Genomic DNA, 17,306 nt, shown 5'->3' with positions numbered 1-17,306 from the left:
TACGAGATATATTATTCTGTTTCCTCTTCATCAATGATGCCTAATCTTTTTGCTCTTTGCTCCCAATTTTTTCGGGCAAAACTCTGTAAATCGGCAACGTTATCGCTTTCATCCATAATTTCAAAACCCAATAGTGTTTCGATAACGTCTTCTTGGGTAACCAAACCACTTACAGCTCCAAACTCATCTACTACTAAAGCCAAATGCTCTCGCTGTTCTATGAGGGTTTCAAATAGGTTGGGTATAGACAACTCTCTATTGGCTACTATGATCTCTCTTTTGATACTTGTTAAGGGTTTTTCACCCTCGTTATTTACCAGAGAGAGTAGTAATTGGTCTTTTAAAAAGTATCCTGTAATATTGTCCGAGTTTTCTGAAAAAACTGGGATTCTAGAGAAACGCAAGTCTTGATTTTCATTAAAAAAAGATTGAATCGTTTGATTTTCATCCGCTATAACCATTACTGTTCTCGGCGTCATGATATGTTTCGCTTGCACATTTTTAAACCCGAGCATGTTGCGAATTACTTTACTTTCATTTTCCTGAAAAACTCCTTCTTGCTCAGCAATATCGGTCATTGCAGTGAAATCTTCTCTACTTAAAACGCTTTCTCCATGAGCACTTTTTCCTCCTATTAACTTTGTGGTAAGCTGTAGCAACCACAAAAGACCGGTCCAACGCAATGGAAAGATTAATACACGTAGCGCTTTGGTTGCAAAGTTTGCTAAAGACTTCCAATAGGTAGCTCCTATGGTTTTCGGGATGATTTCTGAAACAACTAAAATCAAAATGGTCATAATTGCAGAAACGATACCCACAACATTAACCCCCAAAATTTCAAATTTATAAGGTAATTGTTCGGCCTGCACCCCAACTAAAATAGCACCTACAGTATGCGCAATAGTATTTACGGTTAGAATTGCAATTAACGGTTTGTCTACGTCTTTCTTTAAGACCTCAAGTTGGTTTGCATATCCTTTACCCTCGTTCTTTTTAACATTGATAAAAGTGGGTGTTACACTCAACAAAACCGCTTCTAAAATAGAGCACAGAAACGAAAAAAAAATAGATAAGGTAGCGTAAATAAGTAATAAGGTCATGGTGTAAATTTTTTGCTAAAATAACTAAAAAAGACTGTCTTTTATGACAGTCTTTTATCCAATTAACTTTATAAAATGTACTATAACTATTGCAACGCCTTCTCAATTACAGCATATGCCTCCTTTGCTTTCGACATTTTCGCATAGTCTAAAGCAGTAAAACCATTAGAGGATTTTAACTTTAATTTGGCTCCGTTTTGAATTAATAGTTTCAAAATTTCAACCCTGTTGTAACGTGCTGCATACATAGCAGGCGTCATTCCCATAGATTTTCTATTAATATCAGTTCCGTTATCAATAAAGGCCTTAACGGCATCGTATTCTCCAGCTTGGATCATTTTACAAATGGTGCTTAATTCAGCATAAGCTGTTACTGAATGGTTCATCTCGTTGTTTGCGGTAGTAGCTGCTTGCATTGTTGTTGCCCCTAAAACAACTACTAAACTTGCTAATAAAAATTTTTCATGCGATTCAAATGTTTAATTATTAAATGTTACAGATAAGACTAGAAGAATCACAATTTGTTTCAGTAAAAAGTACACCTTAACACATATTTAGTAGTTTAACATAAATTTTTCTTAAACACTAAATTTCTTAGTCTAACTAATTTTTAATAAATTGGAAATCAAAATTATAAATGATTAACTAATGAGCAAAAAATCAACTTACCTACTTTTAATTTTGCTGACTATCATTATTGGAACTATTCTCTACTGGTTTCTCTGCTGCAACGTGTGTTGTACCGAAAGCATGAATACTACTGAGGAAACCACCAATACTGAGGAAAGCTTAAAGCCTACAGTAAAAGACCCTACCTCGATTCCGTTTAGAATAATGGATGCGTTAGGAAAATTATCTTATACTGTAGATGATAATTTCAATTTTAATACTTCTAGTGCATCTATCGCAGACCCAATACCCGTATTGGTGCAAGATGGAGTTGCTTCTGTTGCGGATTATATTAAAACCAATCCGAATAAAAAAATAGCAATCACAGGATATTATAAAAGTGATGAAAAAAACACTTCCTCTTATGAGAACCTTGGAATAGCAAGAGCTGAAGCAGTTAAAAAATATATGGTAGAAAAAGGAGTACCTGCGGAAATTATGGAAACATTTGGAAAACTTAACGATGCAATGATTCCAGATCAGAATGGTATACTTTATGGCCCTGTAAAATTCGACATGGAAACCTTAAATACCGAAAGTAGCGCGGATACCACTAAAATGGCGATTTGTGAGGAATTCAGAAAAAAGCCTTTGCTTATATATTTTAATATCGGGCAATCTACCACTGGCATTAATACGAGTCAAAAAGAAAAGTTAAAGGCTATCGCTTCCTGTCTACAAACTCCAAATGCAACAGTTCGTATTATTGGTAATACAGACAATACGGGCAGTGACGATTTAAACAATAATCTCGGACAGGCTCGTGCAAATTTTGGCAAGAACTATCTTATAAAACAAGGAGTGTCAGCCGATAAAATTTCCACTAGTTCTAATGGAGAAAATAGTCCTGTAGCAAGTAATGAAAACGCAAAAGGACGCGCTAAAAATAGAAGAATTGAAATAATTATAAAATAAAAAATTTAAGAATACGATGAATATATTTGACATAATTCCATGTTGGTTAATACCATTACTTGTAGGTGCTATATGTGCTTACTTAGGATATTTATTAGGAAAAAGTACAAACAATGAAAAAGAGGACTCGGCTGCGATAATCGCCAAATTAGAAAGTGATTTAGACGCTTGTGAAAAATCTAAAACTGAGTTGCAAGGGAAATTAAACGCTGCCGCAAAAGCACAAGATTTACCTTTTGACGCTGCGGCCGCAAAAGCAGCATACGGTAAAAAAATAAACCATGATGATTTAAAAATAATCGAGGGTATTGGGCCAAAAATCGAAGGGCTATTCACTAATTTTGGCATCACCACATGGAGAGCATTATCAGAAACCTCTGTTGAAAAATGTCAGGAAGTACTAAATAGTGGTGGTGAAAGATATAGAGTTCATAATCCGGGAACTTGGCCAACACAAGCAAAACTTGCCTACGAAGGACAGTGGAAAAAACTTGTACAATGGCAAGACGAACTTAAAGGAGGAAAAATTTAATACAAGTTCTATTCGAATAGATACAAAAAGCCTTGGTGAAATATCCAAGCTTTTCTTGTTTTCGCCTAAAAATAAAATTCTAATACGCACTAGGATGTATAAAGACTAGCTATGCATTAAACTTTCCTAACAAAATATAGTCTAAGAAGTATGGAAACAAGACATATTCAACATTTGTACCACCGAGTTGGGTTCGGAATTACCCCAAAATCAATAGCGGAAATGCACGGTTTGCAAAAGGCAGAAATAGTAGATTTACTTTTCAAAACGTCTCAAGCATATAACCCAATACAAATAGATACTTCTTTCCTAGATAATTATGCGATTCAAGATTTCAAAGACAAAAAAAAACGTAAGGAAATCATGAAAATTAGCAGAAAGAAAATTGTAGCTTTAAATCAGGCATGGTTGGATAGAATATTAAACCCTACAGAATTATTGCGGGAAAAAATGACCTTGTTTTGGGCCAATCATTTCGTTTGTGAAGACAAGTATGTTCTTTTTGCGCAACGCTACAACAACACACTACGTGAAAATGCACTGGGAGATTTTAAAAGCTTTGTAAAGGTAATTTCGAAAGAGCCTGCCATGTTAAAATATTTAAACAATAAGCAAAATAAAAAACGAAGCCCTAATGAAAATTTTGCACGAGAATTACTAGAACTTTTTACCCTAGGCCAAGGCAATTACACAGAGCGAGATATTAAAGAATGCGCAAGAGCTTTTACGGGATACAATCACACTATTCATGGTGATTTTATACTTCATAAAAAACACCAAGACCAAGGTTTGAAGACATTTATGGGGCAAACGGGGTACTATGACGGAGATGCTATAATCGATATTATCGTATCCCAGAAACAATGTGCCCGTTTTATATGTAACAAAATATACCAGTATTTTGTAAATGAAAAAATATGTGAGCATCACATCGATGAGATGATTGCTGTTTTCTACCCGTCTTACAACATAGAAAGCTTGATGCGTTTTGTTCTATCTTCCGAATGGTTTTACAGCGAGAATAATATTGGATCAAAAATTAAATCGCCAATAGAGCTAATTGCTGGTATTCATACTACGGTTCCCTTTGATCTTACCAACAAAAAACAAGGGATGCTCTTGCAAAAATTACTAGGCCAAGTATTATTGTTTCCGCCAAATGTTGCGGGTTGGAAAGGTGGAAGATCTTGGATCGATAGCAATACCATAGTTACCCGACTGCGATTGCCTTCAGTGCTTTTAAACAATGCACAAATAACCTACTCGGATAAAGGTGGGTTGGAAGACGATGTGAACGACTTAAAAAACCAAAGGTTGCGAAAGAAAACCTTTATAAAAACTATTGCAAAGTGGAATGTTTTTGAAGAAAATTATGAGAACCTATTTCCCGAAGACTTAATTACAAGCCTTCTTGCTACCGAGGTAAATACAGGTGTTTATGAATTACTAAAGGAAAGCAATTCTGTATCCAAAAAAGATTTTTGTATACAATTACTATCCTTGCCAGAATACCAATTATGCTAAAAACAAAAGAAATGAACAGAAGAAATTTTATAAAGAGATCATCTTTGGCCACTGGAGGCTTGTTTTTTGTACCACAGTTTGTAAAGGCTTTTGAACAAAATACCGCTAAAATATTCAACCCAAAAAAAGTAGTAATAGTGCAATTAAAGGGAGGGAATGATGGTTTAAATACAATAATTCCTTTTAGAAACGATATCTACTATCAAAAAAGAAAAGATATAGGTATTCAAAGCAATGGTATTCTTAAGCTTACCGATGATATTGGTATGCATAAAAATCTTGGTGCATTGAAAAAATTATATGACAACGGGTATTTGAGTATTTTAAACAATGTCGGATATCCCAATCCGAACCGGTCTCATTTTCGCTCTACGGATATTTGGCAAACCGCAAGTAATAGTAATGAATACCTGCAAACTGGTTGGATTGGTAGGTTTTTGGATAGCACAAAATCACAACCTTACAATGCTATTGAGGTAGATGAAAGTCTTTCCTTAATGCTAAAAGGAAAACAACAAAATGGCTTAGCCGTAACAAATCCAAAATTGCTGTATCAATCCTTAAAACAACCATTTTTTAACGATGTGCTATCCTTTTACAAAGACGAACATCTTAGCGAACACAATTTAGGATACCTATACAATACCATGATTGATGCCAAATCGTCAGCAGCATACATCTATGAAAAAAGCAATACAAATACCGCAGCGAATTCCTATCCAAACAATGTCTTCGGAAAACAGTTGAAAACTATTGCACAATTCATAAATTCTGGTTTAGAAACACAGGTATATTATGCCGCACTTAGTGGGTTTGATACCCACGCTAATCAAAATATGAAACAAGCGAGGTTATTAAAAATATATGCGGAGAGTATGGCCCATTTTGTTAGTGATTTAGAGACTAACAATAAATTTGATGATGTGCTAATTTTAACATTTTCTGAATTTGGAAGGAGAGTACAACAAAATGCAGCAAAAGGTACAGATCACGGAACAGCGAACAATGTTTTTGTCATTGGTAAAAATCTAAAAAATCAAAACAAATACATGGGGCAACCAGATTTAGGCAACTTGGATTTTAATGGCGATTTGCAATATGAGATTGATTTTAGAGAGGTATATGCTACGGTATTAGACCGCTGGCTTGGAGTGGATGATGCACAAATTTTAAACAAGGAATTTTCCAAATTACACTTCCTTTAAATACTATAATAGTGGAAAATTTTACCGAAAAAAATAGACTGGGTAGGGCACTATAAATAATTACCGGCTGTATTTTACCTTACGAATTATTCGCAGTGCCTCTTTGTATTTTATGTAGGTGGTTTTGTCTTTTAAATTGCGAATGTAAGGCTTTACTTTTCGCAATTGTTCGGAGGCATCCATAAAACCATTTAGATAACAAATCAAATAGGATTTTGGTAATTTTAATACCGCTTCATCTTCTGATTTACTGAGTGCAATTCCCGCTTCAATTTTCGAGATTATGGCGTTATTTTGAATGTAAATATGGTGCAAGATTTTTGTATCGAATTGTGGCGGGTCAAATAAAAACTCAGAGGCAATGTCGTGAATTCCATTGTCTTTAAAATGAATCACTGTTTTTTCAAGTGGATAATGCGTATCGGAACTATCGATACCTAAAAGAATGTATTCCGTAATAATAAATGAATTCTGATTGTATGAAATTTTAACATCATCTAAGTTAGAATAAAACAATCGAACTTGTTCGTTTACCAATTCAATGTCTACCCTAGAGTAAAAAATTTCCGATGCTATTGTTGTTTTTTTACCAGCCCAGCATACTACAAATTGTTCTTTAAAAACGATATATTTTGGATCGTACTCTTTTTTATGCCGCTTAAAAAAATCAAAAACTCCGTTGAGAGTAAGTTCAATATTATTCCTTGCGTTTCTCTCAATGGCTTCTACAATACTCTTATTGGTATTCTCTATTTGTACTAGTTTTTCACTAGGCAAGGAATTACTTCCCCTTCGGTAAAATACAGTTCCTTTTGGGTACTTCCAAATGGTTTTGGAAAGCGAGGTAATTCCTTTATTAGGATATATGGTAACTAACCCAATTACCTTGTGCCTGGCCAATCTTGGGAAAGGAACATTTTCGTATTCAATTTTGGGTGGGTTGTGTAAATAAGCATTTACTAAATTCTGAATTTTACTGTCGTCAAAAAAGTCTACACCTATAATTTTACTGTTTTCATCTTCTACTCCAATAACCATATACGAGTTATTATCTGGATTGGTATTTGAAAAAGCGCAAATATGCTTAATAAATTTAGCTTTACCCTCACGCGTGTGCAGAGACAACTTTTGCTTTTTATCGTAAAAGCTATTCTCATCACTCTTAGAAAGAAGGTTTTTAATTAAAAGCCTTTTATTAATCATTGTTTATGGTACTTTATGTCCTTGACTAGCTACTAGCAGAGCAAACCAATCTTCGATTTCTAAAGCGAAGTGTTTGACCTTTGCCATTTCCTCCAAACGCGCCCTTTTGGTACTCCCCACAACGGGAATAATTCCACTGGGGTGTTGCAGTAACCATGCTAATAAAAGTTGATTGGTACTAGCTTGGTATTTTTCAGATAAAAATTTTAATTCTTTTTCTATTCTAAGGTTTTTCGCGTTACTTTCTTTAAAATATGAACCTAAAGGCTTCCAGGCCATTGGGATACATTCTAACAATTGCATCTGTGTTAAAGTACCGTCTAACATGCTAGAAAAATGCGTGATAGAAATCTCTATTTGATTCACCGAGACAGGAATATATTCTGAAACAAAACGAAGTTGACTAGCTGTAAAATTAGATACTCCAAATTGCTTTATTTTTCCTTGGTCTTGTAACTGAGAAATTGCCTCGGCAATTTCATGAGGATGCATTAAAGGACTGGGTCGATGCAATAAAAATAGATCTAAATATTCTGTCTTTAAATTCGACAAAGATCGCTCAGCACTCCAAATTATATACTCCTTAGAATAGTTGTAGTGTTTTACTCTATTGGCTCTTGCTTTACCCAAATATTGAATGCCACATTTTGATATTAGCTGGATATTTTCTCTTGGAATAGATGTATTAACAAAGGCCTTTCCAAAAGAACTTTCTGTGGAGTAATCACCATAAATATCGGCATGATCGAAGGTAGTTATGTCGTTTTCTAAACACGTGTGCATAAGCATAGTCATTTCCTTAGAGGACAAATTTTCACCCCAAACACCCCAACCCATACAGCCAGCTATAATGTCGGAAAAACTAGACATTTTTATGCAAAATAGTGGCACTAGCTTGCGCAGTTGGATATATGATTAAATCTTCAATATTCACGTGATAAGGCCTCGAAACCACAAACTGAATAACGTCTGCAATATCCTCTGGTTGTAGAGCTTTATAGCCTTGATATACCGTTTTCGCCCGGGCTGTATCTCCTTTAAAACGGACATTCGAAAACTCTGTTTCTACTAATCCAGGATGAATGGCACATACGCGAATATTATGCTTATTTAAATCGATTCGCATTCCTTTATTAAGAGCATCTACAGCAAATTTAGAGGCACAGTATACGTTTCCATTTGCATAAACCTCTTTCGCTGCAATAGATCCAATATTTACAATAAAGCCACTATTTCTCTCTACCATTTGAGGAATTATAGCTTTAGAGACGTACAATAAGCCTTTCACGTTTCCGTCAATCATGGCGTCCCAATCTTCTATACTTCCTTCTTGAATAGCATGTAATCCGTGTGCATTTCCTGCATTATTAACAAGGATATCAATCTGCTTGAAAGCATCCGGTAAACTTGTAATCGCTTCCTGCACCTGATTTTGAAAACGAACATCGAATTGAAGAATATGAACATTTACTTCCTTCGAAAGTTCATTTTGAAGCGATTCTAACTTTTCTTTACGACGTCCGCAAAGAATTAAATTGTACTTTTCTTTTGCAAAATTTGAGCTGTTGCCTTTCCTATTCCTGAGGTTGCTCCAGTTATAAAAGCGGTCTTTACCATGGTTTTGTTTATTTCATATAAAGGTACTTTTTTTATGTAAATACCGTATTTATAAAAAATAAAACCGCCCCTTGCGGAGCGGTTTATTTCAGTTGGTCATTACAACCAACCGAAAATCAACTAACCAAACTTTATTTTAAAACTCTTTTGTCTACTGTTTTTCTTTTAACTCGTGTTCTCTTTCGATTGCTATTTCTATTTTTAGCCTTCGTTTTAGCACTAGTTTTGTCTCCTTTAAGAATTTGAATAAACCCTCTACCGCTAAATCTATACACTCGATCAGAATCGAAATGATACAATTCTATGGTTTGGTCGTCTAAAACGTTAAGCTCAAACTCTTCTCTATCGCCACCATCGTAATACAGGGTTAAATATTTAAGGTACTCATAGCCTCTAACATCAGTTACCTCGTAGGATCCCACAAAATCCCAAAGGATATTATCAATATCTGTGCCAAAAGGATCTTGTGAAGAACGAAATGTTGTAATATTTTCTGGAGTAAACTCTAAGTAATGTTCTTCGTCAAATACGTTGTCGATTCCTCCCGATATTCCAGTTCTTTCCCAAGCTACGTATTCTTGTAAAAAATACTCGATATTGTCATAAAATAACATGTCGTAATCGAAATTACTTCTTTGGTAACCAATTAAGTAATAACTAACATTCGTATCTAAACAATCAATTCGAATTTGATTTCTAGACAACTGCACAACATCAAAATCGTATCTTCCGTCGATAATATGATTAGTTTCTAATACGGTACTGAAAGTACCATAACTCCCTACTTCTATCCCCAAACCATTCCCTGTAATACCAATATCCGCAATATTATTATTCGCAAACATTCTTCCATTAAAGAATGACATGGTAAACGCTCTTGATACAAAGGGAACATCCCCTGTTCCTTCCGTTCTATTATAATCTACATACCACAAATCGTAGCTTGACAATAATTGGTTCAGCGATATACCATCATCTATAGGATCATCACAGGAGATGAACATAGCGCTTGTTGCAAAAAATAAAAAAAGTATTTTTAAACGTTTCATGGGCGTTAGGTTTAATTTTCAAAAAATGTATTTCAAATTGTATGCCAAAATCTTTAATTTATAAATAAATTCGATATAATCCAAAGATAAATTCTTAATTGCAGTATTCCTACAAACTAAAAAAGTCATCTTTTAAAAGATGACTTTTAGTTTGTATTTCGTTTTAAAAATTAGAAGCCATAATTAACTCCTAAACCAAACACCTCTCTCGTTTGAAACCCTCTAAACGCATTATCGTCATAGATAGTTTGCAGTGCTAGATTGGCAGACAAATACTTATTAATTTTCATAATTACATTAACGGTGTAGTCTATATCTACATTTTGAAAATCTTCTAAATAATTGGCATACAGGTTTAAAATATTCTCCACAGAAACATTTTCCATAAGATCAAACTTGTAATAGCCACTTACAGAAGCTCCTAACTCATAACGAGTAGTCTTTCCTAAATCTACACCAAAAGCAGGTGTTAAATCAGAACTTACAACAATTAGTTTAGACGTAAATGGTGCAATATTTACCTTTAAGTTATCCGATTTTTCCACAACATACCAGGACCAAACTGAAAATATGCGGGAGAAAAAAAAGTGCGATTCCTGCACCCCCTCTACAAATGTCGAAGACAATTGGGTTTTAAAATTAAAAAATAATGAGTAGTACCAATATCCTGAGGCCTTTTTACCTAAAACAGAGTTGAATTCAAAACGATCATCCGTCTTTTGCATTTCCTCCCCTTTTAGTTTGGTTAAACCATAAGAAGCAATTAATTTATTGTCCCAAGACCAATCTCCTCTTAAATAATTGAAATCATAATTTACTCCTAAAGTACCTGAAATACTATTTGTTCCACCCGCTAACCAATTATCAAAAGCAGATTGATTAAATAAGAAAGAGATGTTCCCTATCTTCGTCCAGCCTTCAACAGGCTCTTCGGTTTCCTCTTGTGCATTCATTACCATCGCTCCGAATAAAAATGCAATAGCTAAAACTTTTTTCATTGTTTCTATTTAAATTTATTTTTTTCCTTGCGCAAAATTACATCATACAATCCGAATAGAGACAATTTAAGCGGAGAAAGTCACTTTTTAGGAAAAATATAATTAAAGCCTAAACCGAAAATTTGTCGAAACTGTATTCTGCTTGAAGCGTCATTATCTATAATCATGTGGAGCCCAAGATTAGTAGAAATGTACTTGTTTACCTTTACGAAAAAATTTAACTGATAATCAATATCTATATTTTGGGGATTGTTCAGATAATCGGAATAAATAGCAAGAATTTGCTCCATTTGAATATTTTCCATCAATTTAAATTTATAGTATGCCGACAAGTTAAACCCTAAACTAAATGCGTATAATTCTCCCTCCTCTACACCATATTCTCCCGAAAATTCTCGCGAAACAAAGGTAAATCGAGCAGTTGCCGGAGCAATATTTAACCGTTCATTGTCCGATTTTTTCCATAGCATTCCTGGGCCAAAACTCCAATATCCGGGAGACATAAAATCAGAAATTGCAACTTTTGGTTCTTGCTTGTAGTCGTACCCTGTGCTGTATTGGGTTATAAAATTGGTGAAAAAAGATGAAAACCAATGATTCCCTACTCGAAGCCCTAAAATAGAATTGAACTCTAAACGATCGTCCGTTTTTCGGTTCCCTTGGTCTTCTATATGACTTAGACCGTAGGAAGTAATTAATTTATTATCCCATCGCCACCTTTTTTTGTTGTAATTGAAGTTATAATCCAAACCAATATTACCTGCAATAGTATTACTTCCCCCAGAAATCCAATTCGAGAAAGCAGATTGATTTAACAAAAAAGTTAACTTTCCTGATACTTTCCACGTCTGAGGAATAGTATCCTTCTCTTCTTGTGAAAAAGTTACAAACGAATAAAGGATAAAAAGTGCACAAATGAAATTTTTCATGCCATTTTTTTGTTGAACAATGATTTTAGTTGGATTTTTTATACAAAGGGACCATAGAACAAGCTTCCCCGTACATAATTCGTTTTGCTACAGGTTGAATTTTATCTATTAACATCGTGTAGGCCGAATCTGGTATTGGTTTGTTTGCACATCCTTTAATTATTACTGGTTTATCTACGAAATCTGCAATTAAAATTTCCTTATCAATGATTTCTTTGTAGAGTAGTGTCTCGAGGAGTACCAGAGAACCAATGACTACTTTTTTTGCATATCCATTTACATGGGTGCATAACAATAAATAGGCCCATGATGGAATAATTGCATCTGCACTACATGTAAGCGCAACATAGGCGCCTCGGTATTGTTCCCAATCATGCTCACTAACCCGCTGCCTAAACTCTTTTTCTTTTAAAACCAGTTCCTGAAATAACCAGGGCTTGATATCTAGAACTACCCTTTTACCTTTTGGATAAAAATCTTCTAAATCAATAGTTACGAGTTTAGAGTTAGCCACTCTATTTACAATTTCTCCTGCCATAATGGTTATTACAATAGTCCTAACTCTAATTTAGCCTCCTCGCTCATCATATCTTGCGTCCAAGTAGGATCAAAAGTGATCTCCACCTCACAATTATTAATTTCTTTGAGGGTTTTTACCTTTTCTTCTATCTCTACAGGAAGCGACTCTGCAACAGGACAATTTGGAGAGGTTAAAGTCATCAGTATTTTAGCGTCATTCTCCTCAGACACAAAAACGTCATAAATTAAACCTAGTTCATAGATGTCTACAGGAATTTCAGGGTCGAATATTGTTTTTAATACTCGAACTATTTTATCGCCTAATTCTTCTAAATTTTCTTCCGTCATCTTTTTTAGTTATTGTGTTAATTTTGATTGTTGCGCAATTGCATACATTTTAATTTGCTTCACCATCGAAACTAAACCATTAGCTCTTGTGGGACTCAAATGTTCTTTCAAACCGATGTCATCGATAAAACTAGTATCTGCCTCTATAATATCTCTGGGATGCTGCTCTGAAAACACACGTAACAGAAGCGCAACAATTCCTTTCGTTAAAATGGCATCACTATCGGCAGTAAACTTAACGTTTTGATGATCAAGTTCAGAATGCAGCCATACCTTAGACTGGCAACCTTTTATTAAATTTTCCTCGAGTTTAAATTCCTCTTTAATTATAGGCAAAGATTTACCGAGTTCTATAATGTACTCGTAACGCTCCATCCAGTCGTCAAACATAGAAAACTCCTCGATAATTTCTTCTTGTATTTCTTTGATAGTCATTTTTTAAAACTATTTTTGCAAAGTCTAAGACTAATTTATTTATATGCTGCAAAATTACGATAAAAAAGGGATTTTTTATCAAATTGTTGCCCTAGTAAGCATAAAATAAACGATTTGTTAGATTCTCTAAAGATATCCAACAAATGGCAACATCAGTCTTTAAAAGTAGTATGAATTTAAGTAAAGGATATGAGTAAATTATTAGCGGTAGGAACAGTGGCCTTTGATGCTATCGAAACTCCTTTTGGGAAAACGGATAAAATTTTAGGCGGTTCAGGTACGTTTGTTGGTTTAGCTGCAGCGCAATTTGGGGTACAAATCGGCGTGGTTTCCGTAGTGGGTGGTGATTTTCCAAAATCTTATTTAGATATGATGGAAGATAAAGGCATCAATACAGAGGGAATTGAAATTATCAAAGAAGGTAAAACATTTTTTTGGAGTGGAAAGTACCACAACGATATGAACTCTCGTGACACCTTAGTTACGGAATTAAATGTTTTGGAACACTTTAGTCCGGTGGTACCAAATACATTTAAAGATGCAGATATAGTGATGCTTGGAAATTTACACCCCTTAACCCAAGCCTCTGTATTGGATCAAATGGACAAACGCCCAAAATTAGTGGTTTTAGACACGATGAATTTTTGGATGGATATTGCATTAGCAGACTTGCATCAAGTACTAAAACGCGTTGACGTAATTACGATAAATGATGAAGAAGCAAGACAATTAAGTGGTGAGTACTCTTTGGTAAATGCCGCTAAAAAAATTCATGAAATGGGACCCGATTTCGTAGTTATTAAAAAAGGAGAACACGGTGCATTGTTATTTAACAAAGGGAAAATGTTCTTCGCCCCGGCATTGCCGTTGGCAGAAGTTTTTGATCCTACTGGCGCTGGAGATACTTTTGCGGGAGGATTCTGTGGGTATCTTAGCCAAACAGGAGATATTTCTTTTGAAAATATGAAAAACGCTATCATTTACGGTTCAAATTTAGCTTCTTTCTGCGTTGAAAAATTTGGTACCCAGCGAATGGAAGAACTTTCAAAACAAGAGATTAATACTCGTTTACAAGCATTTAAAGAATTAACACAATTTGATATAGAACTATCTAATTCATAAAAAAGCCGCAGTACTACTGCGGCTTTTTGTTTCAACAAAACAACAACGTAACACAACAAAAGATTTTTACAAATGAGTGATACTTTAAAACATGAATGTGGAATTGCCATGGTAAGGTTGTTAAAACCTCTTGAATATTACAAAGAAAAATATGGCACTGCGTTTTATGGTGTTAATAAAATGTATTTGCTAATGGAAAAACAGCACAACCGAGGTCAGGATGGTGCTGGAATGGCAAGTATAAAATTTAATGTAGAGCCTGGAACTAGATATATTAGTAGAATTCGCTCTAACAAAGCACAACCTATACAAGACGTTTTTGGACAAATTAACCAACGTGTAAACACTATTTTTGCCGAAAACCCCGACAAAAAAGATGATGTGCAATGGCAAGAAGAAAACATGCCTTACATTGGAAACCTATTTTTAGGTCATGTTAGATATGGAACTTATGGTGGAAATAGTATTGAAAATGTACATCCCTTTTTAAGACAAAGCAATTGGCGTCATCAAAGTTTAATCGTCGCTGGAAATTTCAACATGACAAATTCTAGTCAATTGATGAAAGAATTAATTGATTTAGGACAACATCCAAAAGAATCTACCGATACCGTTACGGTAATGGAAAAAATTGGTCATTTTTTAGAGGACGAAGTTGCGGACACCTATTTAGAGGCCAAAAATAAAGGATTAAATAAAAAAGATTCTTCACCGTTTATTGAGGAGAATCTCGATATTCAAAGAATATTACAGCGTTCCTCAAGGAACTGGGATGGTGGTTATGCTATGGCTGGTTTGCTTGGTCATGGAGATGCTTTTGTTCTTAGAGATCCCTCTGCAATTCGACCAGCATTTTATTATAAAGACGAGGAAGTAGTCGTTGTTGCTTCAGAACGTCCAGTGATTCAAACTGTGTTTAATGTTCCGATTGACAACATTAAAGAAATTGAACGCGGTCATGCTCTAATTATCAAAAAGAGTGGAGAAACTTCTATGAAACCAGTTATGGAACAACGTCCCAAAAAAGCATGCTCTTTTGAACGTATCTATTTTTCAAGGGGTAGTGACGCGTCTATTTATACAGAACGTAAGAATCTTGGTAAATTCGTGTTTCCAGAGGTGTTGAAATCTATCAACAGTGATCTTGAAAATAGTGTTTTTACCTATATTCCAAATACTGCGGAAACCTCATTTTTTGGAATGATGGAAGCAGCAGAGGATGTTTTAAACCAGCAAAAAACAGATGCTATTTTAGCAGGGGATGGTAAACTTTCTAAAGAACGTGTAATTGAAATTTTATCGAAACGACCTCGTTTTGAAAAAATCGCAATAAAAGATGCTAAATTACGAACATTTATCTCTGACGACAGTAGTAGAGACGACTTGGTAGCACATGTTTATGATGTTACTTATGGCGTGGTGAAACCAACCGATAATTTGGTGATTATTGACGATAGTATCGTAAGAGGTACAACGCTTAAAAAAAGTATTATCAAAATATTAGATCGATTACACCCTAAAAAAATTGTAATTGTTTCTTCTGCTCCTCAAATTAGATATCCTGACTGCTATGGTATTGATATGGCAAGAATTGGAGATTTTATCGCTTTCAAAGCTGCCCTAGAGCTTCTAAAAGAAACCAACCAGTACCACATTGTTTACGACGTATATCAAAAATGTAAAGCACAACAAAACAATATAGATACGGATATCGTAAATTATATTAAAGAAATCTATGCGCCATTTACAGACCAACAAATCTCTGCAAAAATTGCAGAAATGCTGAAAACTTCTGAAATTAAAGCAGAGGTGGAGGTTATTTACCAGCCAGTAAGCGAACTGCATAAGGCTTGTCCTGATAACCTAGGCGATTGGTACTTTACTGGAGATTACCCTACAGATGGTGGGCATAGAGTGGTTAACCAAGCCTTTATTAATTTCTATGAAGGAAATAATAAAAGAGCCTATTAAATTAAATAATCGTTTATACATTTCGTTTGAAAAACCAATCAAATAATTTGATTGGTTTTTCTTTTGTTTTGGTAACTTTAAACAAATAGTAACCTCAGTTTAATTTTAAAACCTACGATAAAAAATGTCTCTATTGTTAAAAAGCGTTGGTAATTACAATTTGAATACATCTATAATTTTAGTAGTTTTACTCTGCCTTATAGCAAATAGTTGTAGTACAAAATCTAAAAAGCGAATGCATACAAAAGTAGTAGTTGCACATAGAGGTGCTTCTGGGTATTTGCCGGAGCACACTATGGAGGCCAAAGCAATGGCCTACGCCATGCATCCAAACTTTATTGAACAAGACCTTGTTTTAAGTAAGGATGACATACCCATAGTAATACACGATATATATCTTGATGATGTTACCGATGTAGCTCGTGTTTTTCCGAAAAGAAAACGTGAGAATGGCAGGTATTATGTGATTGATTTTACCTTTCAAGAATTACAAAAACTACAGGTAACGGAACGTTTGATCCTCGAAATGGAAAGCAATTCTATCCAAAGCGATTTCCGAAAGAGAAAGCTTATTTTACCTTGCACTCTTTTCAACAAGAAATTGAACTTATTCAGGGATTAAATAGAAGTACTGGAAAACAAATAGGCATTTATCCGGAAATCAAAAACCCAGCTTTTCACCAAAAACACGGTAAAGATATTGCTAAAATTACCCTAGAAATTCTTTCCAATTACGGGTACACGGCAAAAAGTGATCCGTGTATTCTTCAGTGTTTTGACGCTAAAGAACTAGAACGAATACGCAAGGTGTTGCATTCGAATCTTTTCTTAGTGCAACTTATAGAATCTAATGACGAAACAGAACATTTAGAACACTATGCAAAGTACGCAGATGGCATTGGACCTTGGTACAAACAAATACTAGCCCATAAAAAAACAAACAATGGGAGTTTACGTCCTTAGTAGAAGATGCACATCAATTAAATCTTGTAGTGCATCCCTATACTTTTAGAGCTGATCAATTAGAAGAATTTTCTTCTTTTGAAGAAATGCTTCAAGTTCTGTTAATGGAAGCAAAAGCAGACGGGGCTTTTACCGATTTTCCAGATAAAATGGTAGCCTTTTTAGCTGCCAATAGAATATTGTAACTTAGTAGCGCTCCAAACATTA

18 protein-coding genes and 2 pseudogenes are annotated in these 17,306 nt (G+C 34.7%); 9 read left to right on the top strand and 11 right to left on the bottom strand.

Translation table 11 applies throughout. The annotated features are described in order from the left end of the window. Nucleotides 1-11 precede the first annotated feature (11 nt). Both BSU00_RS07970 and BSU00_RS07965 read right to left on the bottom strand, forming a co-directional pair. A complete protein-coding gene (locus BSU00_RS07970; protein ID WP_105003872.1) occupies nucleotides 12-1,100 on the bottom strand; it encodes a CNNM domain-containing protein in 1,089 nt (362 codons plus the stop codon). Between the two features lie 86 nt (nucleotides 1,101-1,186). Beyond that, complete coding sequence (locus tag BSU00_RS07965) at nucleotides 1,187-1,516, bottom strand: ankyrin repeat domain-containing protein (RefSeq protein WP_105003871.1); 330 nt, start codon at nucleotides 1,514-1,516, stop codon at nucleotides 1,187-1,189. Between the two features lie 334 nt (nucleotides 1,517-1,850). Between BSU00_RS07965 and BSU00_RS07960 the strand changes: the two genes are divergently transcribed. From BSU00_RS07960 to BSU00_RS07945, 4 genes are all read left to right on the top strand, one after another. Then, nucleotides 1,851-2,684: an OmpA family protein gene (locus BSU00_RS07960; RefSeq protein ID WP_158254407.1), complete on the top strand. Its 834-nt coding sequence runs from the start codon at nucleotides 1,851-1,853 to the stop codon at nucleotides 2,682-2,684. Between the two features lie 16 nt (nucleotides 2,685-2,700). Then, nucleotides 2,701-3,216: a hypothetical protein gene (locus BSU00_RS07955; RefSeq protein ID WP_105003869.1), complete on the top strand. Its 516-nt coding sequence runs from the start codon at nucleotides 2,701-2,703 to the stop codon at nucleotides 3,214-3,216. A 150-nt stretch (nucleotides 3,217-3,366) separates the two neighbouring features. Further along, nucleotides 3,367-4,740, top strand: a complete 1,374-nt coding sequence (locus tag BSU00_RS07950) for a DUF1800 family protein (protein WP_105003868.1) — start codon at nucleotides 3,367-3,369, stop codon at nucleotides 4,738-4,740. 11 nt (nucleotides 4,741-4,751) lie between these two features. Further along, on the top strand, nucleotides 4,752-5,945 hold the full coding sequence (locus BSU00_RS07945) for a DUF1501 domain-containing protein (protein ID WP_105003947.1): 1,194 nt from the start codon (nucleotides 4,752-4,754) through the stop codon (nucleotides 5,943-5,945). 60 nt (nucleotides 5,946-6,005) lie between these two features. Here BSU00_RS07945 and BSU00_RS07940 read toward each other — a convergent pair whose 3' ends face one another. From BSU00_RS07940 to BSU00_RS07900, 9 genes and pseudogenes are all read right to left on the bottom strand, one after another. Beyond that, complete coding sequence (locus BSU00_RS07940) at nucleotides 6,006-7,148, bottom strand: ATP-binding protein (protein WP_105003867.1); 1,143 nt, start codon at nucleotides 7,146-7,148, stop codon at nucleotides 6,006-6,008. 3 nt (nucleotides 7,149-7,151) lie between these two features. After that, on the bottom strand, nucleotides 7,152-8,018 hold the full coding sequence (locus BSU00_RS07935) for an aldo/keto reductase family oxidoreductase (RefSeq protein ID WP_105003866.1): 867 nt from the start codon (nucleotides 8,016-8,018) through the stop codon (nucleotides 7,152-7,154). Beyond that, nucleotides 8,011-8,765, bottom strand: a pseudogene (locus tag BSU00_RS07930) (SDR family NAD(P)-dependent oxidoreductase). Before BSU00_RS07930 ends, BSU00_RS07935 begins: the two are co-directional and overlap by 8 nt. Nucleotides 8,766-8,896: 131 nt before the next feature. After that, complete coding sequence (locus tag BSU00_RS07925; RefSeq protein WP_105003865.1) at nucleotides 8,897-9,814, bottom strand: hypothetical protein; 918 nt, start codon at nucleotides 9,812-9,814, stop codon at nucleotides 8,897-8,899. 170 nt (nucleotides 9,815-9,984) lie between these two features. Next, nucleotides 9,985-10,812: pseudogene (locus tag BSU00_RS07920) on the bottom strand (DUF3078 domain-containing protein). Nucleotides 10,813-10,892: 80 nt separating this feature from the next. Then, nucleotides 10,893-11,741: a DUF3078 domain-containing protein gene (locus tag BSU00_RS07915; RefSeq protein WP_105003864.1), complete on the bottom strand. Its 849-nt coding sequence runs from the start codon at nucleotides 11,739-11,741 to the stop codon at nucleotides 10,893-10,895. Between the two features lie 25 nt (nucleotides 11,742-11,766). Next, nucleotides 11,767-12,279, bottom strand: a complete 513-nt coding sequence (locus BSU00_RS07910) for a DUF2480 family protein (RefSeq protein ID WP_105003863.1) — start codon at nucleotides 12,277-12,279, stop codon at nucleotides 11,767-11,769. Nucleotides 12,280-12,287: 8 nt separating this feature from the next. Further along, nucleotides 12,288-12,608: a DUF59 domain-containing protein gene (locus BSU00_RS07905; RefSeq protein WP_105003862.1), complete on the bottom strand. Its 321-nt coding sequence runs from the start codon at nucleotides 12,606-12,608 to the stop codon at nucleotides 12,288-12,290. Between the two features lie 9 nt (nucleotides 12,609-12,617). Next, the gene (locus tag BSU00_RS07900) at nucleotides 12,618-13,043 is read right to left on the bottom strand and encodes a SufE family protein (protein ID WP_105003861.1); all 426 of its coding nucleotides are present in this window, start codon (nucleotides 13,041-13,043) and stop codon (nucleotides 12,618-12,620) included. Between the two features lie 189 nt (nucleotides 13,044-13,232). On the opposite strand from BSU00_RS07900, the gene BSU00_RS07895 reads away from it, so the two are divergent. The 5 genes from BSU00_RS07895 (at nucleotide 13,233) to BSU00_RS13705 (ending at nucleotide 17,284) form a co-directional block, all read left to right on the top strand. Beyond that, complete coding sequence (locus tag BSU00_RS07895; RefSeq protein ID WP_105003860.1) at nucleotides 13,233-14,165, top strand: PfkB family carbohydrate kinase; 933 nt, start codon at nucleotides 13,233-13,235, stop codon at nucleotides 14,163-14,165. 72 nt (nucleotides 14,166-14,237) lie between these two features. After that, nucleotides 14,238-16,136, top strand: coding sequence for an amidophosphoribosyltransferase (locus BSU00_RS07890; protein ID WP_105003859.1), 1,899 nt, complete (start codon nucleotides 14,238-14,240; stop codon nucleotides 16,134-16,136). Between the two features lie 235 nt (nucleotides 16,137-16,371). Continuing rightward, entirely contained in the window at nucleotides 16,372-16,758 is a 387-nt protein-coding gene (locus BSU00_RS14010) for a glycerophosphodiester phosphodiesterase family protein (protein ID WP_369820296.1), read from the top strand. Continuing rightward, nucleotides 16,716-17,099, top strand: a complete 384-nt coding sequence (locus BSU00_RS14005) for a glycerophosphodiester phosphodiesterase family protein (protein WP_369820295.1) — start codon at nucleotides 16,716-16,718, stop codon at nucleotides 17,097-17,099. Before BSU00_RS14010 ends, BSU00_RS14005 begins: the two co-directional genes overlap by 43 nt. A 29-nt stretch (nucleotides 17,100-17,128) precedes the next feature. Beyond that, complete coding sequence (locus tag BSU00_RS13705; RefSeq protein ID WP_255402315.1) at nucleotides 17,129-17,284, top strand: hypothetical protein; 156 nt, start codon at nucleotides 17,129-17,131, stop codon at nucleotides 17,282-17,284. The last annotated feature ends 22 nt before the right edge of the window (nucleotides 17,285-17,306 follow it).

The sequence above is a fragment of the Tenacibaculum sp. SG-28 genome, from assembly GCF_002954385.1.
Classification (GTDB): domain Bacteria; phylum Bacteroidota; class Bacteroidia; order Flavobacteriales; family Flavobacteriaceae; genus Polaribacter.
This window is presented reverse-complemented; position numbering and strand designations above follow the sequence as displayed.

What these genes read in the sequence shown, in the direction of transcription:
- BSU00_RS07970 (WP_105003872.1), bottom strand. Translation starts at nt 1,100, where the DNA reads ATGACCTTATTACTTATTTACGCTACCTTATCTATTTTTTTTTCGTTT.
- BSU00_RS14010 (WP_369820296.1), top strand. Translation starts at nt 16,372, where the DNA reads ATGCATACAAAAGTAGTAGTTGCACATAGAGGTGCTTCTGGGTATTTG.
- BSU00_RS07955 (WP_105003869.1), top strand. Translation starts at nt 2,701, where the DNA reads ATGAATATATTTGACATAATTCCATGTTGGTTAATACCATTACTTGTA.
- BSU00_RS07960 (WP_158254407.1), top strand. Translation starts at nt 1,851, where the DNA reads ATGAATACTACTGAGGAAACCACCAATACTGAGGAAAGCTTAAAGCCT.
- BSU00_RS07890 (WP_105003859.1), top strand. Translation starts at nt 14,238, where the DNA reads ATGAGTGATACTTTAAAACATGAATGTGGAATTGCCATGGTAAGGTTG.
- BSU00_RS07935 (WP_105003866.1), bottom strand. Translation starts at nt 8,018, where the DNA reads ATGTCTAGTTTTTCCGACATTATAGCTGGCTGTATGGGTTGGGGTGTT.
- BSU00_RS07925 (WP_105003865.1), bottom strand. Translation starts at nt 9,814, where the DNA reads ATGAAACGTTTAAAAATACTTTTTTTATTTTTTGCAACAAGCGCTATG.
- BSU00_RS07950 (WP_105003868.1), top strand. Translation starts at nt 3,367, where the DNA reads ATGGAAACAAGACATATTCAACATTTGTACCACCGAGTTGGGTTCGGA.
- BSU00_RS07910 (WP_105003863.1), bottom strand. Translation starts at nt 12,279, where the DNA reads ATGGCAGGAGAAATTGTAAATAGAGTGGCTAACTCTAAACTCGTAACT.
- BSU00_RS07895 (WP_105003860.1), top strand. Translation starts at nt 13,233, where the DNA reads ATGAGTAAATTATTAGCGGTAGGAACAGTGGCCTTTGATGCTATCGAA.
- BSU00_RS07945 (WP_105003947.1), top strand. Translation starts at nt 4,752, where the DNA reads ATGAACAGAAGAAATTTTATAAAGAGATCATCTTTGGCCACTGGAGGC.
- BSU00_RS07915 (WP_105003864.1), bottom strand. Translation starts at nt 11,741, where the DNA reads ATGAAAAATTTCATTTGTGCACTTTTTATCCTTTATTCGTTTGTAACT.
- BSU00_RS07940 (WP_105003867.1), bottom strand. Translation starts at nt 7,148, where the DNA reads ATGATTAATAAAAGGCTTTTAATTAAAAACCTTCTTTCTAAGAGTGAT.
- BSU00_RS07900 (WP_105003861.1), bottom strand. Translation starts at nt 13,043, where the DNA reads ATGACTATCAAAGAAATACAAGAAGAAATTATCGAGGAGTTTTCTATG.
- BSU00_RS07965 (WP_105003871.1), bottom strand. Translation starts at nt 1,516, where the DNA reads ATGCAAGCAGCTACTACCGCAAACAACGAGATGAACCATTCAGTAACA.
- BSU00_RS07905 (WP_105003862.1), bottom strand. Translation starts at nt 12,608, where the DNA reads ATGACGGAAGAAAATTTAGAAGAATTAGGCGATAAAATAGTTCGAGTA.